At 68.9% G+C, this 20,996-nt stretch carries 16 protein-coding genes and 1 pseudogene; 8 read left to right on the forward strand and 9 right to left on the reverse strand.

What is annotated here, in order from left to right:
- Nucleotides 1–646: pseudogene (locus FMP39_RS33475) on the reverse strand (serine/threonine protein kinase); the annotation flags it as partial.
- Nucleotides 647–711: 65 nt separating this feature from the next.
- Nucleotides 712–1,461, reverse strand: coding sequence for a TIGR02266 family protein (locus FMP39_RS33480; protein WP_090485026.1), 750 nt, complete (start codon nt 1,459–1,461; stop codon nt 712–714).
- A gap of 105 nt (nt 1,462–1,566) precedes the next feature.
- Here FMP39_RS33480 and nuoE point away from each other — a divergent pair, with 105 nt between their 5' ends.
- The 7 genes from nuoE to FMP39_RS33515 all read left to right on the forward strand — a co-directional run bounded on the left by nuoE (nt 1,567) and on the right by FMP39_RS33515 (nt 9,868).
- The gene (nuoE, locus tag FMP39_RS33485; RefSeq protein WP_011551206.1) at nt 1,567–2,055 is read left to right on the forward strand and encodes an NAD(P)H-dependent oxidoreductase subunit E; all 489 of its coding nucleotides are present in this window, start codon (nt 1,567–1,569) and stop codon (nt 2,053–2,055) included.
- A gap of 35 nt (nt 2,056–2,090) precedes the next feature.
- Nucleotides 2,091–3,431, forward strand: coding sequence for an NADH-quinone oxidoreductase subunit NuoF (gene nuoF / locus FMP39_RS33490; RefSeq protein WP_141594090.1), 1,341 nt, complete (start codon nt 2,091–2,093; stop codon nt 3,429–3,431).
- Nucleotides 3,428–3,934: an NADH-quinone oxidoreductase subunit J gene (locus tag FMP39_RS33495; protein WP_141594091.1), complete on the forward strand. Its 507-nt coding sequence runs from the start codon at nt 3,428–3,430 to the stop codon at nt 3,932–3,934. The genes nuoF and FMP39_RS33495 overlap by 4 nt, the downstream gene beginning before the upstream one ends.
- Nucleotides 3,935–4,007: 73 nt before the next feature.
- Nucleotides 4,008–4,310 carry an NADH-quinone oxidoreductase subunit NuoK gene (gene nuoK, locus FMP39_RS33500; RefSeq protein WP_090485030.1) on the forward strand — a complete coding sequence of 101 codons (303 nt, stop codon included), beginning with the start codon at nt 4,008–4,010 and terminating at the stop codon, nt 4,308–4,310.
- 22 nt (nt 4,311–4,332) lie between these two features.
- A complete protein-coding gene (nuoL, locus tag FMP39_RS33505) occupies nt 4,333–6,561 on the forward strand; it encodes an NADH-quinone oxidoreductase subunit L (RefSeq protein ID WP_141594092.1) in 2,229 nt (742 codons plus the stop codon).
- A complete protein-coding gene (locus FMP39_RS33510; RefSeq protein WP_141594093.1) occupies nt 6,558–8,291 on the forward strand; it encodes a NuoM family protein in 1,734 nt (577 codons plus the stop codon). Before nuoL ends, FMP39_RS33510 begins: the two co-directional genes overlap by 4 nt.
- A gap of 17 nt (nt 8,292–8,308) precedes the next feature.
- Complete coding sequence (locus tag FMP39_RS33515) at nt 8,309–9,868, forward strand: NADH-quinone oxidoreductase subunit N (protein ID WP_141594094.1); 1,560 nt, start codon at nt 8,309–8,311, stop codon at nt 9,866–9,868.
- A gap of 77 nt (nt 9,869–9,945) precedes the next feature.
- Here the strand turns inward: FMP39_RS33515 and FMP39_RS33520 are convergent, their stop codons facing one another.
- The 7 genes from FMP39_RS33520 to FMP39_RS33550 all read right to left on the reverse strand — a co-directional run bounded on the left by FMP39_RS33520 (nt 9,946) and on the right by FMP39_RS33550 (nt 19,822).
- The gene (locus tag FMP39_RS33520) at nt 9,946–10,758 is read right to left on the reverse strand and encodes an N-acetyltransferase (protein WP_228558555.1); all 813 of its coding nucleotides are present in this window, start codon (nt 10,756–10,758) and stop codon (nt 9,946–9,948) included.
- Between the two features lie 437 nt (nt 10,759–11,195).
- On the reverse strand, nt 11,196–12,644 hold the full coding sequence (locus tag FMP39_RS33525; protein WP_167371013.1) for a sigma-54 dependent transcriptional regulator: 1,449 nt from the start codon (nt 12,642–12,644) through the stop codon (nt 11,196–11,198).
- Nucleotides 12,641–15,133, reverse strand: a complete 2,493-nt coding sequence (locus FMP39_RS33530) for an ATP-binding protein (RefSeq protein WP_141594096.1) — start codon at nt 15,131–15,133, stop codon at nt 12,641–12,643. The genes FMP39_RS33525 and FMP39_RS33530 overlap by 4 nt, the downstream gene beginning before the upstream one ends.
- Entirely contained in the window at nt 15,130–17,046 is a 1,917-nt protein-coding gene (gene selB / locus FMP39_RS33535; protein WP_141594097.1) for a selenocysteine-specific translation elongation factor, read from the reverse strand. Before selB ends, FMP39_RS33530 begins: the two co-directional genes overlap by 4 nt.
- Before the next feature lie 19 nt (nt 17,047–17,065).
- Nucleotides 17,066–17,809, reverse strand: a complete 744-nt coding sequence (locus tag FMP39_RS33540; protein WP_141594098.1) for a phosphoribosyltransferase — start codon at nt 17,807–17,809, stop codon at nt 17,066–17,068.
- A gap of 62 nt (nt 17,810–17,871) precedes the next feature.
- Entirely contained in the window at nt 17,872–18,903 is a 1,032-nt protein-coding gene (locus tag FMP39_RS33545) for a Glu/Leu/Phe/Val dehydrogenase dimerization domain-containing protein (protein WP_141594099.1), read from the reverse strand.
- A 34-nt stretch (nt 18,904–18,937) separates the two neighbouring features.
- Nucleotides 18,938–19,822 (reverse strand): Hsp33 family molecular chaperone HslO, encoded by an 885-nt coding sequence (locus FMP39_RS33550; protein ID WP_141594100.1) that lies wholly within the window; start codon nt 19,820–19,822, stop codon nt 18,938–18,940.
- A 262-nt stretch (nt 19,823–20,084) separates the two neighbouring features.
- Here FMP39_RS33550 and FMP39_RS33555 point away from each other — a divergent pair, with 262 nt between their 5' ends.
- Complete coding sequence (locus FMP39_RS33555) at nt 20,085–20,765, forward strand: succinate dehydrogenase (protein ID WP_141594101.1); 681 nt, start codon at nt 20,085–20,087, stop codon at nt 20,763–20,765.
- The last annotated feature ends 231 nt before the right edge of the window (nt 20,766–20,996 follow it).

Consider the following 20,996-nt stretch of genomic DNA (forward strand, 5'->3'; position numbering starts at 1 on the left):
GCGCGGGAGGGGTGGGGGACGGCGCGGGGGTGTTCGACGCGGTGAAGGGCCCCTGGACGATGACGGTGGCCTCACGGCGGGGCTCGGCGGCGGCCTCCGCGCGGGGCGCCGGGGCTGACGGCGGCGGCATGGGGATGGCCGCGGACGGCACGCCCAGGTCCAGCGCCGGCATGGCCGAGCGCGAGCTGCGCACCGGCGGCATGGGCGGCGGCGCGAGCGGGCCGGAGGGCACGGGCGGCGCGCCGTCGACCTCGGCCTCATCCAGCAGCAGCTCCGGCGGGGGCGGAGGAACCATCAGCGGCTCGTCCCCACCGGCCCCCTCCAGGGGCGCGTCCGCGGCGGCGGCCAGCTGATCGGCGAAGAACTCACCGACCTCCAGGGAGAAGCGCTCGTTCAGCTCCCCACCCGCCACCTGCTCACCCTGGTCGGTGAGCTTGAGCTGGGCCTCGCGGTCCATGGCGATGTAGTGGAACTTGCGCAGGAAGAAGAAGTAGTTGTCGAACTCGAGCGACACGGATGGCTCGAGTGCGGCCTTCACGTCTGCCAGCTTGTTCGAGCGTCCAAGACGGCCGTTCTCCCTCAGGTTCCGGAGGATGAACAGCGCCTCGCCACTGACGGTGTCGCGATTGAGGGCGGGCTTCTGCATGGGGAAGCGACTCTATGCCGTCCCCACGCCGTGGCTCAACGGATGACTGGCGGTAAAACGCGCCCCTACTTGATGCGCAAGAGCTGCTTCACCGTCTCCAGGACTTCCACGAAACGCACCGGCTTGCGCAGGTAGATGTCCACGCCCAACTGCATGGCGCGGTCCTGCGCCTCCTTGCCGCCGGCGGAGATGGCGATGATGGGGATGGTGCGCAGCGCTTCTTCCTCGCGCATCCGCTCCACCAGGGCGAAGCCGTCCATCACCGGCATGTAGAGGTCCGTCATCACCAGATTGAAGCGGTCCTCACGCAGCATCAGCAGCGCGTGGTGCCCGTCCGGCGCGAAGTGGACCTCCAGGGGGACCTTTCCGTGCAGCTCGCCGCTGGCCAGCTTCTTCAGCACGTAGCTGTACATCTCGATGATGTGCGGGTTGTCCTCGACGATGAGCACACGATACCCCTCGTGCTCTGCGTGGGACGCGTGGCTGTCTGCTCCTGCCGCACTCAAGATGTCACCCAGTTTCCGCCGGTCCTGCTCGCGCTCCACGCGAACGCCGACGCCCGCGGGCTGATCGGGGCCCGCTGGCCGCATCCAGGCCACGGTTCCGCTGACTTCTACCGGATCCAGCAGTCCCGGGAAAGAAAGTGCGAGCCGGACCTCGTCCCCCATGACGAAGGCCTGGTCCGTCTGGACGAACAGGCCCTCGTGGGACAGGTTCTCCGTCACGTCGCGGGCCTGGCGCCCGTCCGTGTAGTCCACTCTCAGCACGGCCGGGACGCGGGGGTGCTGGCGCTTGTCCTCTGGACCCGGGTTCATAACAAGGGCTTGAAATCGCTCGGCAATTTGCTGATGGCAACCCAGTGTAGCTTCGAGGGTTTATGTTGACAACGTAGCCATTGGGGCAATACGTACCGGCCCGCCATGGCGGAGCCCCTGTTCACCTCTGAAGAGCAGAAGAAGTTCGACGCGGGAATCGCGGAGATCATCTCCCACTACCCCCCGGATCGGAAAAGCGCGGGCATGCTCCCAGCGCTGCGTCTGCTCCAGGAAATCAAGGGATGGCTGCCCCCGGAAGGGTTGCGGCTGGTGGCGAAGCATCTGGAGGTCACTCCCGAGCGGGCCATGGAAGTGGCCAGCTTCTACGTGATGTACCACCTCAAGAAGCCGGGCAAGTACGTCATCGACGTCTGCACGAACCTGTCCTGCTCGCTGTGGGGCGCGGAGAAGATGCTCGCCTACCTGGAGGAGAAGCTGGGCCTCAAGGCAGGTGAAGCCAATGAGAAGTTCACCTTGCGAGAGACCGAGTGCCTGGCCTCGTGCGGTACTGCGCCCTGCCTGCAGATCAACGAGGATCACCACGAAAGCCTGACCCAGGCGAAGCTGGATGCCATCCTCGCCAAGTTGAGCTGAACCCCCACCCTTCTTAGGCTTAGGACGTCATCGACATGGCCTCTACGGCAAAGGCGATCGAACCGATCATCTCGGCGGCCTGGGGTAAGCCTCAGTCCTGGACCCTGGACAGCTACCGCAAGCGGGGGGGCTACGAGGCGCTGAAGAAGGCGCTCCAGATGGAGCCCGCCGCCATCATCGACGAGGTGAAGAAGTCGAACCTCCGCGGTCGCGGTGGCGCCGGCTTCCCCACGGGCCTCAAGTGGAGCTTCGTCCCCAAGGACAGCCCCAAGCCCAAGTACCTGGCGGTCAACGGCGACGAGTCCGAGCCGGGCACCTTCAAGGACCGCTACATCCTGGAAGACGACCCGCACATGATGCTGGAAGGCATCGCCATCGCGTCCTACGCGCTGGGCGTGCACACCTGCTACGTGTACCTGCGCGGTGAGTTCAAGTTCCCGGCGGAGCGCGCGCAGGCGGCCATCGACGAGGCCTACAAGGCGGGCATCTTCGGCAAGAAGGTCCTGGGCAAGGACTACGAGCTGAACTGCTACCTGGTCCGCGGCGCGGGCGCGTACATCTGCGGCGAGGAGACGGCGCTGCTGGAGAGCCTGGAAGGCAAGAAGGGCTGGCCCCGCCTGAAGCCGCCCTTCCCCGCGGTGGTGGGCCTCTTCGGCTGCCCCACGGTGGTGAACAACGTGGAGACGCTTGCCAGCGTGCCCGCCATCTTCCAGCAGGGCGCGGAGGCCTACGCGAAGCTGGGCACCGACAAGTCGGGCGGCACGCGGCTCGTCTGCCTCTCCGGCACGGTGAACCGGCCGGGCGTGTACGAAGTGTCGATGTTCACCACCATCTCCGAGCTCATCTTCGACGACAAGTACGGCCGGGGCATGCCCGCGGGCCGGAAGGTGAAGGCCGTGATTCCGGGCGGCTCCTCGGCGCCGGTGCTGGGCGCGGACGAGCTGGACGTGGCCATGGAGTTCGAGGCCCTCAAGGTGAAGCAGACCATGGCGGGCTCCGGCGGCGTCATCGTCATGGACGACGCCACCTGCATGGTGCGCAGCCTGTGGCGCGTGGCCCGCTTCTACGCGGAAGAGTCGTGCGGCCAGTGCACGCCGTGCCGTGAAGGCACGCCCTGGCAGACGCGCCTCTTGCGCAAGATCGAAGAGGGCCGCGGCGAGCCGGGCGACATCGACATGCTGTCCAACGTCGCGTCGTCGATCGCCCCCTACCCGCCCATCGGCCTGGGCAACACCATCTGCGCGCTCGGCGACGCGGCGGCGCTGCCCACGCACTCGTTCCTCATGCGGTTCCGGGACGAGTTCGAGGCTCACATCCGTGAGCACCGCTGCCCGTTCGGCGACAAGCCCTGGGGTTCGTTCGGAGACTGGTCTTGAACATCGAGCTCATCCTCTTCGGGGCGTTCGCGCTCCTGACGCTGCTGTCGGCTGGAACGGTCATCTTCGCGCGCAGCCCCATCAATTCGGCCATGGCGCTGGTGTCCACGTTCTTCTTCATGGCCGGCATCTACGTGCTGCTGTGGGCGCACACGGTGGCCGTCATGCAGGTGCTCGTGTACGCGGGCGCCATCATGGTGCTCTTCCTGTTCGTCATCATGCTGCTCAACCTGGGAGAGTCGTCCACGCGCGGCAAGCCCACGGTGGCCCGCGTCGCGGGCGGCGCGGCGACGGTGGGCCTGTTCGTGGTCCTGGCCATCGTCCTCCTGAAGCTGCCCGCCGAGCCGGCCACGCTGAGCACGGGAGCCCAGGCCTCCTTCGGCACCATCGCCACCATGGGTCAGGTCATCTTCACCCAGTGGCTGTTTCCCTTCGAAGCTGTGAGCTTGCTGCTGCTGGTGGCCATGGTGGGCGCAGTCGTCGTGGCCAAGTCGCGGATCTGATCGCCCATTCCGGACAACTTTTCTGTGCTAGATGGCGGCGCAGGCAGCCGCTCGCGAGGCCCCGAATCGGCCCATGGTTCCCATCACCTATTATCTCCTGCTTGCCGCCGCCCTGTTCTGCATGGGCATGTTCGGCGTGCTCGTTCGCCGCAACGCGCTGGTCGTCTTCATGAGCGTGGAGCTGATGCTCAACGCGGCCAACCTCACGTTCGTGGCCTTCGCGCGCATGCGCGGTGACGACCTCGGCCACGTGTCCGCCTTCTTCGTCATCGCGGTGGCGGCGGCGGAAGCCGCCATCGGTCTGGCCATCGTCATCGCCGTCTTCCGAAGCCGGGGCAGCATCCTGCTGGAAGACCTCCGGACGATGAAGCACTGATGCCCCCCCAGGAGCCACTGTCATGACTCTCGTCGAATTCTTCCGGGCGGCACCCGTGGCGCCAGACATCCTGGCGCCCTCGCTCTGGCTCATCATCGCGCTGCCCCTGCTGGGCGCGTTCATCTGCGGTGTGTTCGGCAAGATGATGGGCCGGGCCAACGTCCAGCTCGTCGCCTGCGCGGCGGTGGCCGGCTCCTTCGTCCTGAGCCTGTTGGCCTTCTGGGCCACCAGCCACCACAACCCCGAGACGGGTCGGCTGGCGGCCATCTTCCCCAACCCGTTCGGCATCGAGCGGGACTTCGTGCGCTACGCGCTCGCGTACGACTACGGCACCTGGTTCTCGGTGGGCGACTTCCGGGTGAACTTCGGGCTGATGGTGGACCATCTGTCCGGCATCCTGCTGCTCATCATCACCGGCGTCGGCTTCCTCATCCACCTGTACTCCACCAGCTACATGGAGCACGACGCCGCGTACTGGCGTTTCTTCGCGTACCTGAACCTGTTCGTCGCGGCGATGCTGACGCTGGTGCTGGCCGACAACCTGATCCTGCTCTTCGTGGGCTGGGAGGGCGTCGGCATGGCCAGCTACCTGCTCATCGGCTTCTGGTACGACGACCCGGCCAAGGCCTGGGCCGGGCGCAAGGCCTTCGTCACCAACCGCATCGGTGACTTCGCGTTCCTCATCGGCACCTTCCTGCTGGTGCTGCTGGTCTCCGCCTTCACCCAGCAGTCGAACGCGGCGGACTACAACACCGCCGGCACCACCGCGCAGCACTACACGGCCGCGCTGGAGCAGAAGGGCCCGGTGACGTTCAAGGGCCTGGAGAAGATGGCCGAGGGCCTGGTGAACGGCTCCGCGGACAAGGTCGACCTGAGCACCCCCATCGAGGCGGGCCCGCTGGAGGGCTACACCTTCGGCGGCGTGATGACGGCGGCCATGCTGCTGTTCCTCCTGGGCGCCGCGGGCAAGAGCGCGCAGCTTCCCCTCTACGTCTGGCTGCCGGACGCCATGGCCGGCCCGACGCCGGTCTCCGCCCTCATCCACGCCGCGACGATGGTGACCGCCGGCGTCTACCTGTTCAGCCGCATGTCCGCGCTGCTGGTGCTGAGCCCCACCGCCATGGCGACCATCGCCATCATCGGCGCGCTCACCTCGCTGCTGGCGGCGCTCATCGCCTTCGCGCAGGACGACATCAAGAAGGTGCTCGCCTACTCCACGGTGTCCCAGCTGGGCATCATGTTCATGGGCGTGGGCATGGGCATCTTCTGGGCGGCGGTGTTCCACCTGATGACGCACGCCTTCTTCAAGGCCTGCCTCTTCCTCGGCGCCGGCAGCGTGATGCACGGCAACGGCGACGAGACGGACATCAAGAAGCTGGGTGGCCTGCGCAAGGAGATGCCCTGGACCTGGGCCACCTTCCTGGTCGCCACCCTGGCCATCACCGGCATCATCCCGCTGTCCGGCTTCTTCTCGAAGGACGCCATCCTGCACGGTGTGCACCACAACCACCTGCAGGGCCTGGAGTGGGTGTCCAGCCTCGTCTACTACCTGGGCCTGCTCATCGCGGCGTCCACCGCGTTCTACATGACGCGCGTGTACCTGCTCACCTTCGAGGGTCCCCGCTCGAAGGAGGCCCGGGTGGCCCACGCCCATGAGAGCGCCTGGCAGATGACCCTGCCGCTGGTGGTGCTGGCGGTCCTGAGCGTGGTTGCCGCGCGGTACGCGTTCGGCATCGACTTCCTCAACATGACGGCGCAGCCGGTGCTCGACAACTTCCTGAGCCCGGTGTTCAGCGCGACCAAGCGCATCACCGACGCCAGCACGCTGGTGGCGCTGGACACCAGCCGCCCGCAGCTCGTGCCGGACTACCTCAAGGCCTGGGCCGTGGCCCTGGCGGGTGGCGGCGCGGCGGCCTTCCTCTACCTGCGCTACTTCCCTTCGCGCGTGGGTCAGCCGGATCCCGCCTTCATCCGCGCGGTGCGCCCCCTGGCGCTCAACAAGTTCTACGTGGACGAGCTCTATGAGCTGATTGTCATCCGTCCCGTGAAGTTCATGAGCTTCCTCCTCTTCCGCGTGGTGGACGCGCTCGTCATCGACACCGTGGCGGTCCGCGGCACGGCGTGGGTGACGGCGCGCGTGGGCAGTGCGCTCCGCTACGTGCAGTCGGGCGATGCCCAGGCCTATGCCGCTGTGATGGCCATCGCCCTGCTGGGCGGGATGGCCTACGCCCTCATCCAGGTGATGCAATGAGCTTCTTCGACAACCACCTGCTCAACCTCGTCGTCTTCCTGCCGCTGGTGTTCGCGGCGCTGGTGGCGCTGCTGCCGGCCGGCGAGAGCGGCCAGATTCGCACCGTCACGTTCATCGCCATGGTGGTGGACCTGGTGTTCGGGGTCTGGGCCTACATGACGTATGTGCCGGGCGGGCCGGAGTTCCAGCTCGAGTACCGGGCGCGTTGGTTCGACCTGTTCGGCACCAGCTACCACATTGGCGTGGACGGCCTGGCCGTGAGCCTGCTGCTGCTCACCGTCTTCCTGGGGCCCCTGGTGGTGCTGGCGTCCACCACGTACATCAAGTTCCGCATCAAGGAGTTCCACCTGGCGCTGCTGGTGCTCCAGACGACGATGCTGGGCGCGCTGGTGTCGCTGGACGTGCTGCTCTTCTACATCTTCTTCGAGGCCATGCTCATCCCCATGTACCTCCTGGTGGGTGTGTGGGGCGCCGAGGACCGCCAGATGGCGGCGGTGAAGTTCTTCCTCTACACGCTGGCCGGCTCGCTGCTGATGCTGGTGGCCGTCATCGCCGTGTACTTCATCAGCGCGCCGGTGGGTGCCCGCTCGTTCGACTACGCGAGCATCTACAACGGCCTGCTGGACGCCAACCGTCAGCTCAGCGCATGCACCGCGGGGCCCGCGGGCGCGTGTGACTCGCTCACCGGGCTGGCCGCCACGCTGCACACCTGGGGTCCGTGGCTGTTCGCGGCGTTCGCCATCGCGTTCGCCGTCAAGGTCCCCATGTGGCCGCTGCACACCTGGTTGCCGGACGCGCACGTGCAGGCGCCGGTGGCTGGCTCCATGATTCTGGCCGGCGTCACCCTGAAGATGGGGACCTTCGGCTTCTGGCGCTACGCGATTCCCTTCTTCCCGGTGGCCACGCAGCAGGCGCGGCCCTTCCTGGCCACGCTGGCCATCATCGGCATCGTGTACGGCGCGATGATGTGCCTGGCGCAGCGGGACATCAAAAAGCTCATCGCGTACTCGTCGGTCAGCCACCTGGGCTACTGCATGCTGGGCATCCTGGCGATTACGGCCGAGGGCGCCACGGGCAGCGCGTACCAGATGCTCAACCACGGTGTGTCCACGGGCGCGCTGTTCCTCCTGTTCGGCTACCTGTACGAGCGGCGCCACTCGCGCCTGATGGCGGACTACGGCGGCATCGCGAAGGTGATGCCGGTGTTCACCGCGGCCTTCGTCATCATCACCTTCTCCTCCATCGCCGTGCCGGGCACCAACGGCTTCATCGGTGAGTTCCTGGTCCTCCTGGGCACCTTCAAGAGCGACCTGGGCGAGGCCGCGGGCAACCCGCACCTGACGGCGGTGTTCGGCGGCTTCGCCACGCTGGGCGTCATCCTGGGCGCCGCGTACATGCTGTGGATGGTGCAGAAGGTGTTCTTCGGTGGCATCACCCACCGGGAGAACCAGCACCTGACGGACATGAACCTGCGCGAGGGCCTCACGGTGCTCCCCTTCATCGTCCTGGTCGCTGTGATGGGTCTGCAGCCGCAGCCCTTCCTGGACCGGCTGGCGCCTTCCACGGACCGCTTCCTGGCCCGCGCCCGCGTGGGCACGCCGGGGGCCGAGTTGCAGGAGGACCGACTTCGGGTCGAGGTGATGTCCCTGCCATCCCGTCAGGTCGTCGCCGCGCCGTCCGCGCCCGTTCCGTTGGCCGCCGCCCCGGCCGTTCCCTCGCCGCGGCAGTAGCCGCCTGAGCTTCCGACATGAACCTGCCCAATCTCAGCCTGGCAGACTTCCTCCCGCTGCTGCCCGCCATCATCATGGTGGTGGGCGCCTCCATCCTGCTGCTGTCGGAGGTGTTCCTCTCCACGACGGCGTCGCGCGCGTACCAGGCGGTGCTCACCGTGGTGACGGCGGTGGCGGCCGGCGCCACGGCGCTGACGACGATGTTCGAGCCACCCCAGGAGGTGATGCTCGGCTTCGGCGTGATGGACCCCTTCTCCAGCTTCCTCACCTTCGTGGTGTGCGTGGGCCTGGCGCTGGCGACCCTGAGCTCGGTGAGCTTCCTGCGCAAGCGCGGCGCGGAGCGCGGTGAGTTCTACGCGCTGATGCTGTTCGCCTCGGCGGGCATGAGCCTGCTGGCGATGTCGAACGAGCTCATCACGCTCTTCGTCAACATCGAGGTCCTCTCCCTCTCCACCTACGCGCTGACGTCGTACCTGCGGCGTGGCACGCGGCCGAGCGAGGCGGGCTTCAAGTACTTCATCCTGGGCGCCTTCTCGTCCGCGGTGCTGCTCTACGGCGCGGCGCTGCTGTACGGCGCCACCGGCACCACCCACCTGACGGCCATGGCTGGTCCGCTGTCCACCGCCATGTCGTCGCAGCCGGGCCTGGTGTACGCGGGCATCATCCTGGTGATCACGGGCTTCGCCTTCAAGGTCGCCGCGGTGCCGTTCCACATGTGGACGCCGGACGTCTACGAGGGCGCGCCGACGCCGGTCACCGCGCTGATGAGCGTGGGCGTGAAGGCGGCCGCCTTCGCGGCGATGGTCCGCGTGTTCTTCATGGTGGGCAAGGGCGTGGACCCGGAGATTCTGCTGAGCCTGTTCTCCGTGCTGGCCTTCCTCACCATGGTGGCGGGCAACCTGCTGGCGATTCCGCAGCGCAACGTGAAGCGCATGCTGGCGTACTCGTCCATTGCCCACGCCGGCTACCTGCTGGTGGGCGTGGCCGCCCTCTTCGTCACCGGCCCGGGCGAGCAGTTCCGCCTGCTGGGTGCGTCCGCGCTGACGGGCGGCACCCCGCTGGACCTGGCCCGCGCGGAGGCGCTGCGCGGCATCCTCTACTACCTGCTGGCGTACACGTTCAGCGCGGTGGGCGCCTTCGCCATCGTCTCCGTCCTGGAGCGTCGCGAGGACGAGGAGAAGGGCACTGCCTGGGACCTGGAGCGCTTCAGCGGGCTGGCGCAGCGCAAGCCGGGTTGGGCCTTCGCGATGGCGGCCTTCATGCTGTCGCTGGGTGGCATCCCGCCCACCATCGGCTTCATGAGCAAGCTGCTCATCTTCCAGGCCGCCGTGGACGCGGGCCTCATCGGCCTCACCATCGTCGGCGTGCTCTCCAGCGCGGTGGGCATCTATTACTACCTGCGCGTGGTGGTCTACATGTTCATGCGGCCGGTGCCGGAGGGCGCGCAGGCGCTCGAGAAGAGCTGGTCCACCGAGCTGGCGCTGGTGCTGTCCACCGCGGCGGTCGTGATTCTGGGCATCATCCCCGGTCCCATCATGGGCTGGCTGGAGCAGGCCAGCAGCATCTTCGGCCAGTAGCCTCCCGCCTCCGCTGTCACACCCCGCCCGCCCCGGCTTCGTGCCTGGGCGGGCGTCGTGTTTTCAGCGCCCGTGAATCAGGGCGCCGCGTCCACCAGCAGGCCGCGAAGCTCCAGTGTCTCGAGGCGCGTCTGCGCTCCCGCTTCGCGGAGCAGGTGCACCAGGGGCGCGTCATCCGCCACCGTGACATTCAGCGCGGACACGCCCTCCTCCAACTGGCCGAAGGCCGCTTCGAGCAGTGTCCGCGCATGCCCGGGAGACACCGCGAAGAAGGGAAACAAGCTGGGACCGGGGCGCAGGTCCATCATCCCCAACCACCGGCGTGCAGGGACTTGGGGGTCCATGAGCCCCAGCATCCGGTGCGAGTCACTGGCCGCGGAGGCCGCCAGCTTGCCGGGAATCATCCCGAAGGACTCCGTCAGCGCGCCGCAGTCCTCCAGCGACACCGGGACCACGGCCCCGTCCGGTGACGCGAGGGGGAGCGCCGCCAGGTGGGCCCGCGTCACCCGCAACGTGGTGGCCTCGCGCGCCGGCCGCATTCCCAGTGAAGTGTAGAGCTTGAGCGCGGGCGTGTTGTCCCGCTTCACGTTGAGGACCCAGCGGGTGCACCCTTGTGCGCGAAAGTGCCCGGCCAGGTGCGTCATCATCCTCCGCCCCAGTCCCTGCCCCCGGGCGAACGGCGCCACCACCAGTTGCCTCACGAACCCGAAGTCCCCCAGGACGTTCATCACGGTGTAGGCGCCCACACCCTGGGGACCTTCGGCGAACAGGGAGCGCTGAGCGATTTCCGCCGCCCACACGGGCTCGGGCGGCGGGGGCTCATCCACCCCGAGTTCAAGAAACAGCCGGGCGAAGACAGCGTGGTCTTCCAGCCGACCGGGACGCAGCACCCACTGAGATTCAGAGGACCCCACCTGCGCTTCCTTTCGTCGCGAGCCGAGGCAGCTACAGACGCGGAAAAGAAGGCGGCCCGACACCCCAAAGAGGTGCCGGGCCGCGGGTCTTCTCAAGGTGACTCACCGGAAGTGCTGAAGGGGTGGGGGGGAACCGCCTTCAGCCTCGCTTCGATGTGTCCCGCGCATTCCTATAGCAGTCGCCGTGCCAGCAGCCTCGCGGGGAGAAACTCTAGTTTTCTCAAGCACTTGAAGGACTAACTGACGCTGCTGGTGCCCCGCCGCTCCATTTCATGACTGCAATGGAGTTTCAGAAGTGAAAAAGATGAGCAAGTTCAGCCACTTACCTTTTTCACCTATGAACCCGTCCATTTCGGATCTGAATCCATGGTCGCGGGAAAGTTACATGGGTGAGTCTTCCCCCTACTCCAGGGCTATTCCCGGGCCAGCTCACTGGGCGGTCGGAGGTTGAGCCGCTTCATCTTCCGCCAGAGCGTGGTGGAGGAGACGCCGAGCTCATCCGCGACGCGCGCCAGGTCCACCCCGTGCCGCTCCAGGGCCTGGGTGATGGCGTGGCGCTCCGCCTCTTCCACCACCTGGGCCAGCGTGGGCCCCGCGCTGGCGTTGCGCCCGAGCGCCCCGCCCTGCCCGTCCAGGAAGGCGACGCTGGGGGTGCCATGTGCCGGCGTCATGCGGCCCTGCCGCACGGGGAAGTCCTCGGGCAGCAGCTCATCGCCCTCCGCGAGCGCGGCGGCCTGCTCCACCAGGTTCTCCAGCTCGCGCACGTTGCCGGGGAAGCCGTAGCTCATCAGGTGAGACACCGCGGCGGCGGAGAGGCGCTTGGGATTGGGGCTGCGGGCATTGGCCCGCTCCAGGAAGTGCTCCGCCAGCGCTGGCACGTCCTCCAGGCGCTCGCGCAGGGGCGGGACGCGGAGGGCCACCACGTTGAGGCGGTAGTAGAGGTCCTGCCGGAAGCGCTTGTCGCGCACCTCCAGCTCGATGTCCCGGTTGGTGGCGGCGACGATGCGCACGTCCACGCGCAGCGCGGTGGACTCACCGACGCGGCGGACCTCGCCCTCTTGCAGCGCGCGCAGCAGCTTGGACTGGAAGGTGGGGCTGGTCTCCGTCACCTCGTCGATGAAGAGCGTGCCGCCGTCCGCCTCCTCGAAGAGGCCCCGGCGGGACTTCACCGCGCCGGTGAAGGCGCCCTTGGCGTGGCCGAACAGCTCGCTCTCCAGCAGGGACTCGCTGATGGCCGCGCAGTTGACGGGCACGAAGGAGCGGGCCTTGCGGCGGCTGTGCGCATGGAGCGCGCGAGCCACCAGCTCCTTGCCTGTGCCGCTCTCACCCTGGATGAGGACGGTGGCGTCGCTCTGCGCCACGCGCATCAGCCGCGTGGTGAGCTCGCGCATGGCGGCGCTGCGCCCCACCAGGGCGGACAGGCCGTGGCGCTGGTTGAAGTCGGTGGTGAGGTTGTCCACGTCGCGCAGCAGGCGCGCGCGCTCCAGGGCGCGCTCCACGCGGTAGCGCAGCTCGCTCTCCTTGAAGGGCTTGGTGACATAGTCGTAGGCCCCCAGGCGCATGGCCTCCACGGCGCTCTCGATGGAGCCGAAGGCCGTCATCATGATGACCTGGAGCCGGGGTGCCACCTCCAGCGCGCGCCGCAGGAGCGTGAGCCCGTCCATGGGCTCCATCTTCAGGTCTGTCAGCAGCAGGTCGATGCTGCCGCTGGCGAGCTGGGCCAGGGCTTCCTCGCCGGTGGCGGCCTCGAAGACGGTGTAGTTCTCCGCCCGCAACAACAGGGCGGTGGTGGCGCGCATGTTGCGCTGGTCGTCCACGACGAGGAGCCGTCCTCGGGTCGGCGGAGTGTTCGCGTCGGTCATGGGAAGGACGGAGGCTGCGAGAACGGCAGCCGGAAGGTGAAGGTGGTACCGCGCCCCGGGATACTGTCCACGGCGATTTCGCCCCGGTGCTCCTCGAGGATGCGCCTGACGACGGCCAGGCCCAGGCCGGTGCCCTGGGCCTTGGTGGTGAAGAACGGTTCGAAGACGCGGTGGAGCAGCTCGGCGGGGATGCCCGGGCCCTGGTCCACCACGTCGATGCGCAGTTGCTCGCGCCCCGCGTGGGCTTCGCGGCGCGCGCGAACCTGCACGAGTCCACCCTGCGGCATGGACTGGATGGCGTTGACCGCCACGTTGACCAGCGCCTGTCGGATGAGGCGCCGGTCCATGGGTACCGGCGGCAGGCCGGGCTCCACGTCGGATTGGATGCGAATGGAGCGGTCCGCGCCGCCACCCTGCATCCGCGCGGCCTCCAGTGAATCCTGGAGCACGCGGCCCAGGTCCTCCTGCTGGAGCACCGGGTCCCTGGGACGCGTGTAGTCCAGCAAGTCACCGACGATGCGGTTGAGCCGGTCGCTCTCCTCCCCCAGGATGTCGAGCAACATGGCCGCGTCCCCGCCCGGCACCAACAGCCGGCGCAGCGAGGCCACCGCGTTGAAGATGACGCCCAGCGGGTTGCGCACCTCGTGGGCGACAATCGCGGACAGCTCGCCCAGCGCGGCCAGCCGCTCGCGCTTCACCATCTCCGCGCGAGTGGCAGCCAGCTCCGCGTAGCTGGCCCACAGGGACTCGTACAGGCGCGCGTTGGCGATGGACAACGCCAACTGGCCACACGTGGCCTCCGCCAGCTCGATGAGCTCCGGACCGAAGGCGCGCGGGCCCCGCGTGTCGTCCACCACCACCACGCCGATGAGCTCCTCCCGTGAGGTGAGCGGCAGCGCCAGCAGCGCCTTCTCGTCAAAGCGGTGCGCGAGCTCCGGGTTGAAGCCGCCGTCCGCGGCGGCCACGTCCTCCACCGCGATGGGCCTGCGCTCACGCGCCACGCGCGCCGTCAGGCCGTCTCCATGGAGGGGCAGCACCACCGTGCGGAAGTAGTCGCGGTGCGCGATGGAGGCCGCCGCGCCGCGCAGCAGCCGGGCGCCCTCGTCGTACAGCAGGATGTAGCAGTTGGACACGTCCAGCAGGCGGACGAGGAAGTCGGCGGCCACGTCCAGGATGCTCGACGTCTCCAGCACGCCGGACGTGGTGCGCGCCAGGTCCAGCAGGAGGCGCGTCTCGGCCAACTGGCGCGAGGACTCGGCCCGCAGCCGGCGCTGCTCCAGCAGCGTCACCAGCAACTCCGACAGCGTGCCCAGCAGGCGCAGGTCCCGTTCGTCGAAGGGCTTCCCCGGCGCGCGCAGCACCTGGAGCATCCCGCACACCTCGCCGCCGCGAATCAGACACACCGCAGCGCCCGCCCCCAACCGCCCTCCGGACTGCTCCACCAGCGGTGCCTCGTCCGCGGACGAGGACAGCGCGCCCTCCGCGCCACACGACAGCACGCCTGTGAGCCGGCGCGCGTCCGCCGCGTCCTGAAAGCCCACGTGTGAGGACAGCGTCAGCGTGGCTTCGGGAGGCGTCGAGAGGTGCAGGGCCGCGGCGTCCGCCTGGAGCAGTGAAGCGACGCGCTCCAGGAAATCCTCCTGCGTGGGCGGAGACGGCTGCGCGACGAAGCGCGCCATCTGCGCGACCGCCTCCATCTCCCAGCGGCTGCGCGCGCTCTCCGCCTGCACGCGCGCATCCGCCAACGCGGCGCCCACCACCTTGGCGAAGAGCATCAACACCGAGCCATGGTGCGGCGCCACCCAGTGGCCCTCCACCCACAGCACCTCGGCCTGGGGGCCGCCCACGGGCAGGTAGACGTGGGTGGGCGCGGCCTGGTCCGAGCCACCAAAGACGGGGCGCCCATCCGCGAGCGACTCCAGCCCCAGGCGCGCGTCGTCCGGCAGGGGTTCCCCATCCCGAGCCAGCAGGCCCTCGCCGTCCCAGCGCAACAGCCGGGCCCGGAAGCCCGCGGCCTCCAGGCCCTTCAGGGCGACGCGGCGGACGGCGTTCTCCGAGTGCGCGGACACCAGTCCCGCGGAGGTCTCCACCAGCCGCTCGGCCACCGACATCTCCGGCGGCCGGTTCTCCATGGGCACGCAGTTGAGCAGCAGCCCCCCGCCCCCGCGCTCCAGTGCGAAGCGGGACGCGGTGACGGCCACCTCACGCGCCACGCCACCAGCGCAGGGGACCTGGAAGAGCTGGGAGCCCTCATGGAGCGGCGCACCGGCCTCCACCCGCCAGTAGCGTTCGACCACGCGGCTGCGGTCCTCCGGCTGGATGAAGTCCATGACGGAGCGGCCCTCTACCTGGGCGCGTTGCAGGCCGAGCAACGCGACATAGGCGTCATTGGCCACGAGCACCCGTCCCTCCACCACCGCCAGCATGGGGTTGCGGAAGGTGTCGACGAGGACGCGAAGCTCTGCCTCGCTGTAGCGCTTGGTACTCATCCGCGACGCAGCACCCGCTTCTCTCCTACCCGGAGCGTGACCTTCTCCCGGTCGAAGTATTCGGACAGGGGGATGACGAACTTGCGGCTTTGCCCCACCATCTCCTTGAAGTCCTGGGTGGTAATCTCCTTCTTCTCGCGCAGGTGGGCAACCAGGCGCTCGCGCAGTGATGCCAGCGCCCCGGCCGCGAACCACAAGCCCTCCGAGACGCGCACCGCCGCGCCCTCCACCACCATGACGCCCAACAGCTCACGCAGCCGGGAGGCGGGAAGCTGGAGCTTCTGCTCCAGTTCGGGAAGCGAGGGAGGCGCCAGGGCCGCGGCGGACAGCTCTGCCGCCAGCCGCGCCCGAGCGGCAGTGTCCCCCAGGCTCAGCGTGCGGCCGCGCCCCTTGAGGCGTACCACGTCCCGCTCCAGTTCCACCCGTCCTCCTTCCACCAGGGACTGCAACACCCGCTGGAACGCCCGCGCGTCCAGCGCGGACGATAGCCGCTGCCGCAGCTCCTCGCGTGACAGTCCTTCGCGAAGGGGTTCGCGCTCATGGAAGGTAGCCAGCAACGCCAGGGCACGGCCCTGCAACGCCTCGAAGACCTCGCCGGAGAGGTACAGCCGCCGCTCCCGGTCGATGAGGAGCGCGCCGCCCCGCGCCCCCAGCAACTCCAACGCGCGCGTGAGCACCCGGGGCCCCAGCGCCGAGCGGCCGAACAGCTCCGCCTGCGTCAGCCCGCGATAGCCCGCCTGCCGCAGCAGCCAGGCCACCTGCCCCGCCGGGTCCGCCTCCAGCAGGGGCGCCACCGCCGACGCGCCGCCTCTGCGCCGCTTCGGCGGGGAGATGGACAGGATGCGGCCTCCCGCCACCGTGGCGCCTCGTCCCGGAAGGGCTCGCGCGCCGCGCAGGATGAAGCGCTGGCCCACCAACGCACCCACGGAGGCGCCCAGCCGCAGCTGCGCCAGCGTCGTCTCGCCGGGCTCCAGCCGCTCCACATCCAACAGCGCCACCGTGGCCTCCACCTGCGCGGTGCCCAGGTGCAGCAGCAGCTTCGAGCGACGAGGCAACGGCGACGGGGCCGCGGGCAGCAACGTCAACTCGACGTCGAGCATGCGCGTTTCCGGCAGCTCGCCCGCGCGCACCAGCACCATCCCCCGGCGCAACGCCTCCGGCTCCACGCCGGTGAGGTTCACCGCCGCGCGCTGTCCCGCCTCCACGACGGACACAGCGTCGCCATGACGCTGCACCCCGCGCACGCGCAGCGGACCGGGCAGCCCAGGCAGGAGCGACACCGCGTCCTCCACCGCCAGCGCTCCCGACAGCAGCGTGCCCGTCACCACCGTGCCAAAGCCCTTGATGGTGAACACGCGGTCGACCGGCAAGAAGGCGGGGCCCTCCGAAGGCCGCTCGGGCAGCGCCGCCGCGGCGCGGGTGAGCGCGGCGCGCAGCGCGTCCACTCCCGCACCCGTTCTGGCGGAGCAGGCCACCACGGGCGCCGACTCCAGGAAGGTCCCCACGGTGAGCGCGGACAGGTCGGCCTCCACCAGCGCGCGCCACTCCGGGCCCAGCTCCGCCAGCGTGTCCGACTTGGTGAGGGCAATGACGCCGGCCCTCACGCCCAGCAGCCGGCAGATGTCCAGGTGCTCGCGCGTCTGGGGCATCACGCCCTCGTCCGCGGCCACCACCAGCACCACCAGGTCCACGCCGCCGGAGCCAGCGGCCATGGCCTTCACGAAGCGCTCGTGGCCCGGAACGTCCACCACGCCGGCCACGGCGCCGTCATCCAGCGTCAGGTGGGCGAAGCCCAGCTCCAGGGTGATGCCGCGGCGCTTCTCTTCCTTCAGCCGGTCGGTGTCGATGCCGGTGAGCACCTTCACCAGGGACGTCTTGCCATGGTCGATGTGGCCCGCCGTCCCGACAATCATGGCGTCACCGCGCCAAGGCTCATGCGCCAGCCTTGTCCGGGTCCTCGTCGAAGCGCGCGTCGCCGGTGGAAGGCTCGTAGTCCCAGGGGAAGACCATGAGCGAGGCGGTGGAGAGCGCCGAGTAGTCCGGCGAGAAGCCACCGGGCTTCGTCACGAGGCACGCGGTGGCCACCTTCTTCGCGCCCGCCTCGCGCGCCAGGGCGGAGGCCAGCTCCAACGTGTCACCGCTGGAGGCCACGTCATCCACAATCAACACGCGACGGCCCTTCAGCTCCGCGGGCATCTCCCCGGCGAGCTGCGGCGTTTTCGACGTGCGAGGCGCGGCGCTGCCCCGGTCCCTGCTTCGGCGGCTGATGCGCACGGGGAAGAACGGACAGCCGAGCGCCCCCGCAAGCGCGCCGCCCACGAAGACTCCGCCGTGGGCCACACCGACCACCACCTGGGGTTCGAAGGTCTCCTGAATGGAACCCGCGAGCTGCTGGACCGCGCGGTCGAACTCCTTCCAGGACAGCTCCTTCACGCCGCTGGACGCGGACCGGCTTCGGGACTGGTCCTTCCCCGTCGGCTGGCGCGGGGCCTCCACCTGCGGCGCCAACACGACGTCCGCGGGAATGGAGACGAGCTTCTCCGCCTGGACCGCAGGGGACTTCTTCGAAGAGGCCTTCTCGGTGGACTTGCTCTGCCGCTTGGTCGCCACGGCGCTGAACTCCGGCTGGGGTGTGTGCGGCCCCGTCATACTCCGAGGGCCGCACGGTGGCCACATCCGGCCACACCCCAGACGTCGTCTTTGTATCGCGGCAACACACGCACTGCGTGCGCGAGCGCTCAGCCGGCCAGCCGCTCCTCGACCATCCGGTCCGCCACCTGCTCGGGGCGCAGGCCGGACTCCTTCGCGCGGGTCAGCACCGTGTCGATGGTGTCGAAGATGAGGGAGGCGCGGGCGTACGCCTTGTCCCGGTCATACCCCGCCCACTCCTGGGCCACGTTGATGAGGCCGCCGGCATTGGCCGCGTAGTCGGGCACGTAGAGGATGCCGCGCCGGGCCAACTGCTCGCCGTGACGCGACGTGAGCAGCTGGTTGTTGGCCGCGCCGCACACCGCCTTCACGTTCAGCAGCGACAGGGTGGTGTCGTTGATGGCGCCGCCCAGCGCACAGGGGGCGTAGATGTCCGCCTCCATGCGATGGAGTGCGTCGGCGTCCACCGCAGTGACGCCGTACTGCGTCACCGCCTGCTGCACGCTGGCGGGGTTGATGTCGCTCACCCACACCTTGGCGCCGCGCTGGTGCAGCTCCTTCACCAGGTACATGCCCACGTGCCCCACGCCCAGCACGGAGACGCGCAGGCCCTTCAGGTCCGGGCTGCCGAAGACGTGCTTCGCCGTGGCTTCCATGGCGCGCGCCACGCCATATGCTGTCACCGGCGACGGGTCTCCGCTGCGCTCCTTCAGCCCAACGACATACTTCGTGTGGCGGCGCACGTGCTCCATGTCGTCGGGGCTGGTGCCGCTGTCCTCGGTGGTGATGTAGCGCCCGCCCAGGGACTCCACCGCGCGGCCGAAGGACTCGAAAATCTTCGCACGGTCGAAGCTGCCGCGCGGCAGCATGATGACCGCCTTGCCGCCGCCGTGGGGGACCCCCGCGAGCGCGGCCTTGTATGTCATTCCGCGCGCCAGCCGGAGCGCGTCCGCGACGGCCTCTTCCTCGCTGGTATAGGTGGACAGCGCGCGAGTGCCGCCCAACCCCGGACCGAGCTTCGTGTTGTGCATGCCCACAATGGCACGCAGGCCCGACTTCGAATCACTCAACAAGTGGACGGCTTCGTAGCCGCCCTCAAGCAACTGCGTGAAGTAGCTCATGGCGCGCGGCAAGTACCGTCGCGCCTCGTGCAAGTCAAATGGCGCCGCGCTCCAACAGGCCGCGGATTTCGTCTCCAGGAATGACATAGCGCGTCGTACAGAACTGGCACGTCGCCTCCGCCTGCCCTTCCTTCTCCAGAAGGTCCGTCAATTCCTCACGTCCCATGGCCAGGAGCGCGCGCAGCACGCGGTCCTTGCTGCACGAACAACCGAAGCGCAGCGGGTAACGCGACATGACCTCGAAGTCGGGCTCCGGCAGCAGCGCGCGCAGCACGGCCGCTGCCCCCGCCTCGCCGTGCGCCTGGAGCGAGGGCACGAAGTCACGGCGCAGCCGCTCCCCCAGCGCCGCGAAGGCCTCCATGTCCGCGCTGGGAAGCGGCTGGACGAGCAGGCCGGCGACGCGGCCCAGCGGCTCCGTGGCCCCACCTTCCGGCAGCTGCGCCAGCAGCACATGTGACGGGAGCTGATCCGACTGACGGAAGTAGCGCTCCAGGTCGGCCGCCAGGTCGAAGGCCTCCAGCTCCACCGCGGAGCGGTAGTACTCGCCGCCGCCCAAATCCCGCAGCACGGACAGGAAGCCCTTGTTCCCCAGCACGGGGCGCCAATGGTACTGCCCGTCGTTCCCGGAGTACTCCACGTAGGTGTTCTTCACGTATCCGCGGACGAGCCCGGACGTGTCCCCATCCACGAAGAGGCCGCGCAGGGGGCCGTCACACTCCACCTGGATGTTGATGCGGGCGTCGCCCTTCTGCAGGGCCCCCATCAGGGCGGCGGCGGTGAGGGCCTGCGACAGGAGCACGGCGGCGGCGGGCGCGGTGCCATGGGTGGCACGCGCCTGGCGCGACAGCTCCGTCGTGGTGGCGAGCACCACGCGCAGGTCCGTGTTCTTCAACATTCCACTGAGAAGCTCGTCGGACATATCGATGGCAACTAGCGTGCCCGAGCCCGCATTGCCCGCCAACGACAGAAGGCGGGACCCCCTGCGCCCGGCAGGAGGGCAGCAGTGGGGACCGGGGTGACGCATAAGGTCAGCCTTATGCCTCCGTGTGGGTGTGCTGGCATGCCGGGGTGAGGAAGAAATCCAGCCCGGGCGCTGGACCGGCTATAAACCGCCGTCCGACTGTCACTTGCCCTCGACCGTGGACGCGGCAAGACGCCCGCGCACCGCCGCTGGAGATTCGATGAGCACCCAAGCCGCTGCCGCAGTAGAAACGAAGACACCGCTCCTCAAGTCCCGCCTGGGCTCGTTCCTCGCGGTGGTTCCCCTGTCCATCTGGGTCGTCAACCACCTGTGGGACAACCTCTCCGCCTTCAACGGCGCGGACGCCTGGCAGAAGTCGGTGACGACGTACGCCAACCCGTTCTCCCAGGTCTTCACCTTCATCATCGTCCTGCTGCCGCTGCTGATGCACACCGGCTGGGGCCTGGTGCGCCTGTTCAGCTTCCGGCCGAACAACGCCCGCTACAACAACTACGGCAACCTCAAGTACATCCTCCAGCGCATCACCGCGGTGGGCGTGCTGGCCTTCCTGGGCGCCCACATCTGGCTGGCCTTCCTCTACCCGCGGCTGGTGCTGGGCCACCCGGAGGCGTTCGACGACATCGCCCGGGAGATGCACCACCACGTGCCCACCCTGGTCGTCTACCTGCTGGGCACCCTGGGCACCTCCTACCACCTGGCCAACGGCCTCCAGGGCTTCGCCATGGGCTGGGGTCTGCTCTCCAGCGAGCGCTCCATGCGCAAGTTCGAGCCGGTGGTCATCATCCTCTTCCTGGTCCTGACGGCGATGAGCTGGGCGGTCATCTACGCGCTCTACACCGCGGGCGCCGCCTTCAGCCCCGTGGGTGCCACCCCTCCGTGACGCGGCCCGGGCCCGGCGCTCCCGGGCCTGGAAGTCCAGGCGCACGAAGCACACCGGCCGCCCCCGAGACTTCCGGGGAGCGGCCGGTTTCATTTCCAGGGCGCCGCTGGCTTCAGCCGGGCCTAGAAGGGGATGTCGTCGTCGCCGTTGCCGCCGCCAGGGCCACCGCCCATGTCGTCCGGAGGCGGCTGACCGTAGTCGTTGTGGTCTCCCCCACGCGGCTGGGAGAAC

This window comes from Myxococcus sp. AB056 (assembly GCF_006547365.1).
GTDB lineage: Bacteria > Myxococcota > Myxococcia > Myxococcales > Myxococcaceae > Myxococcus > Myxococcus virescens.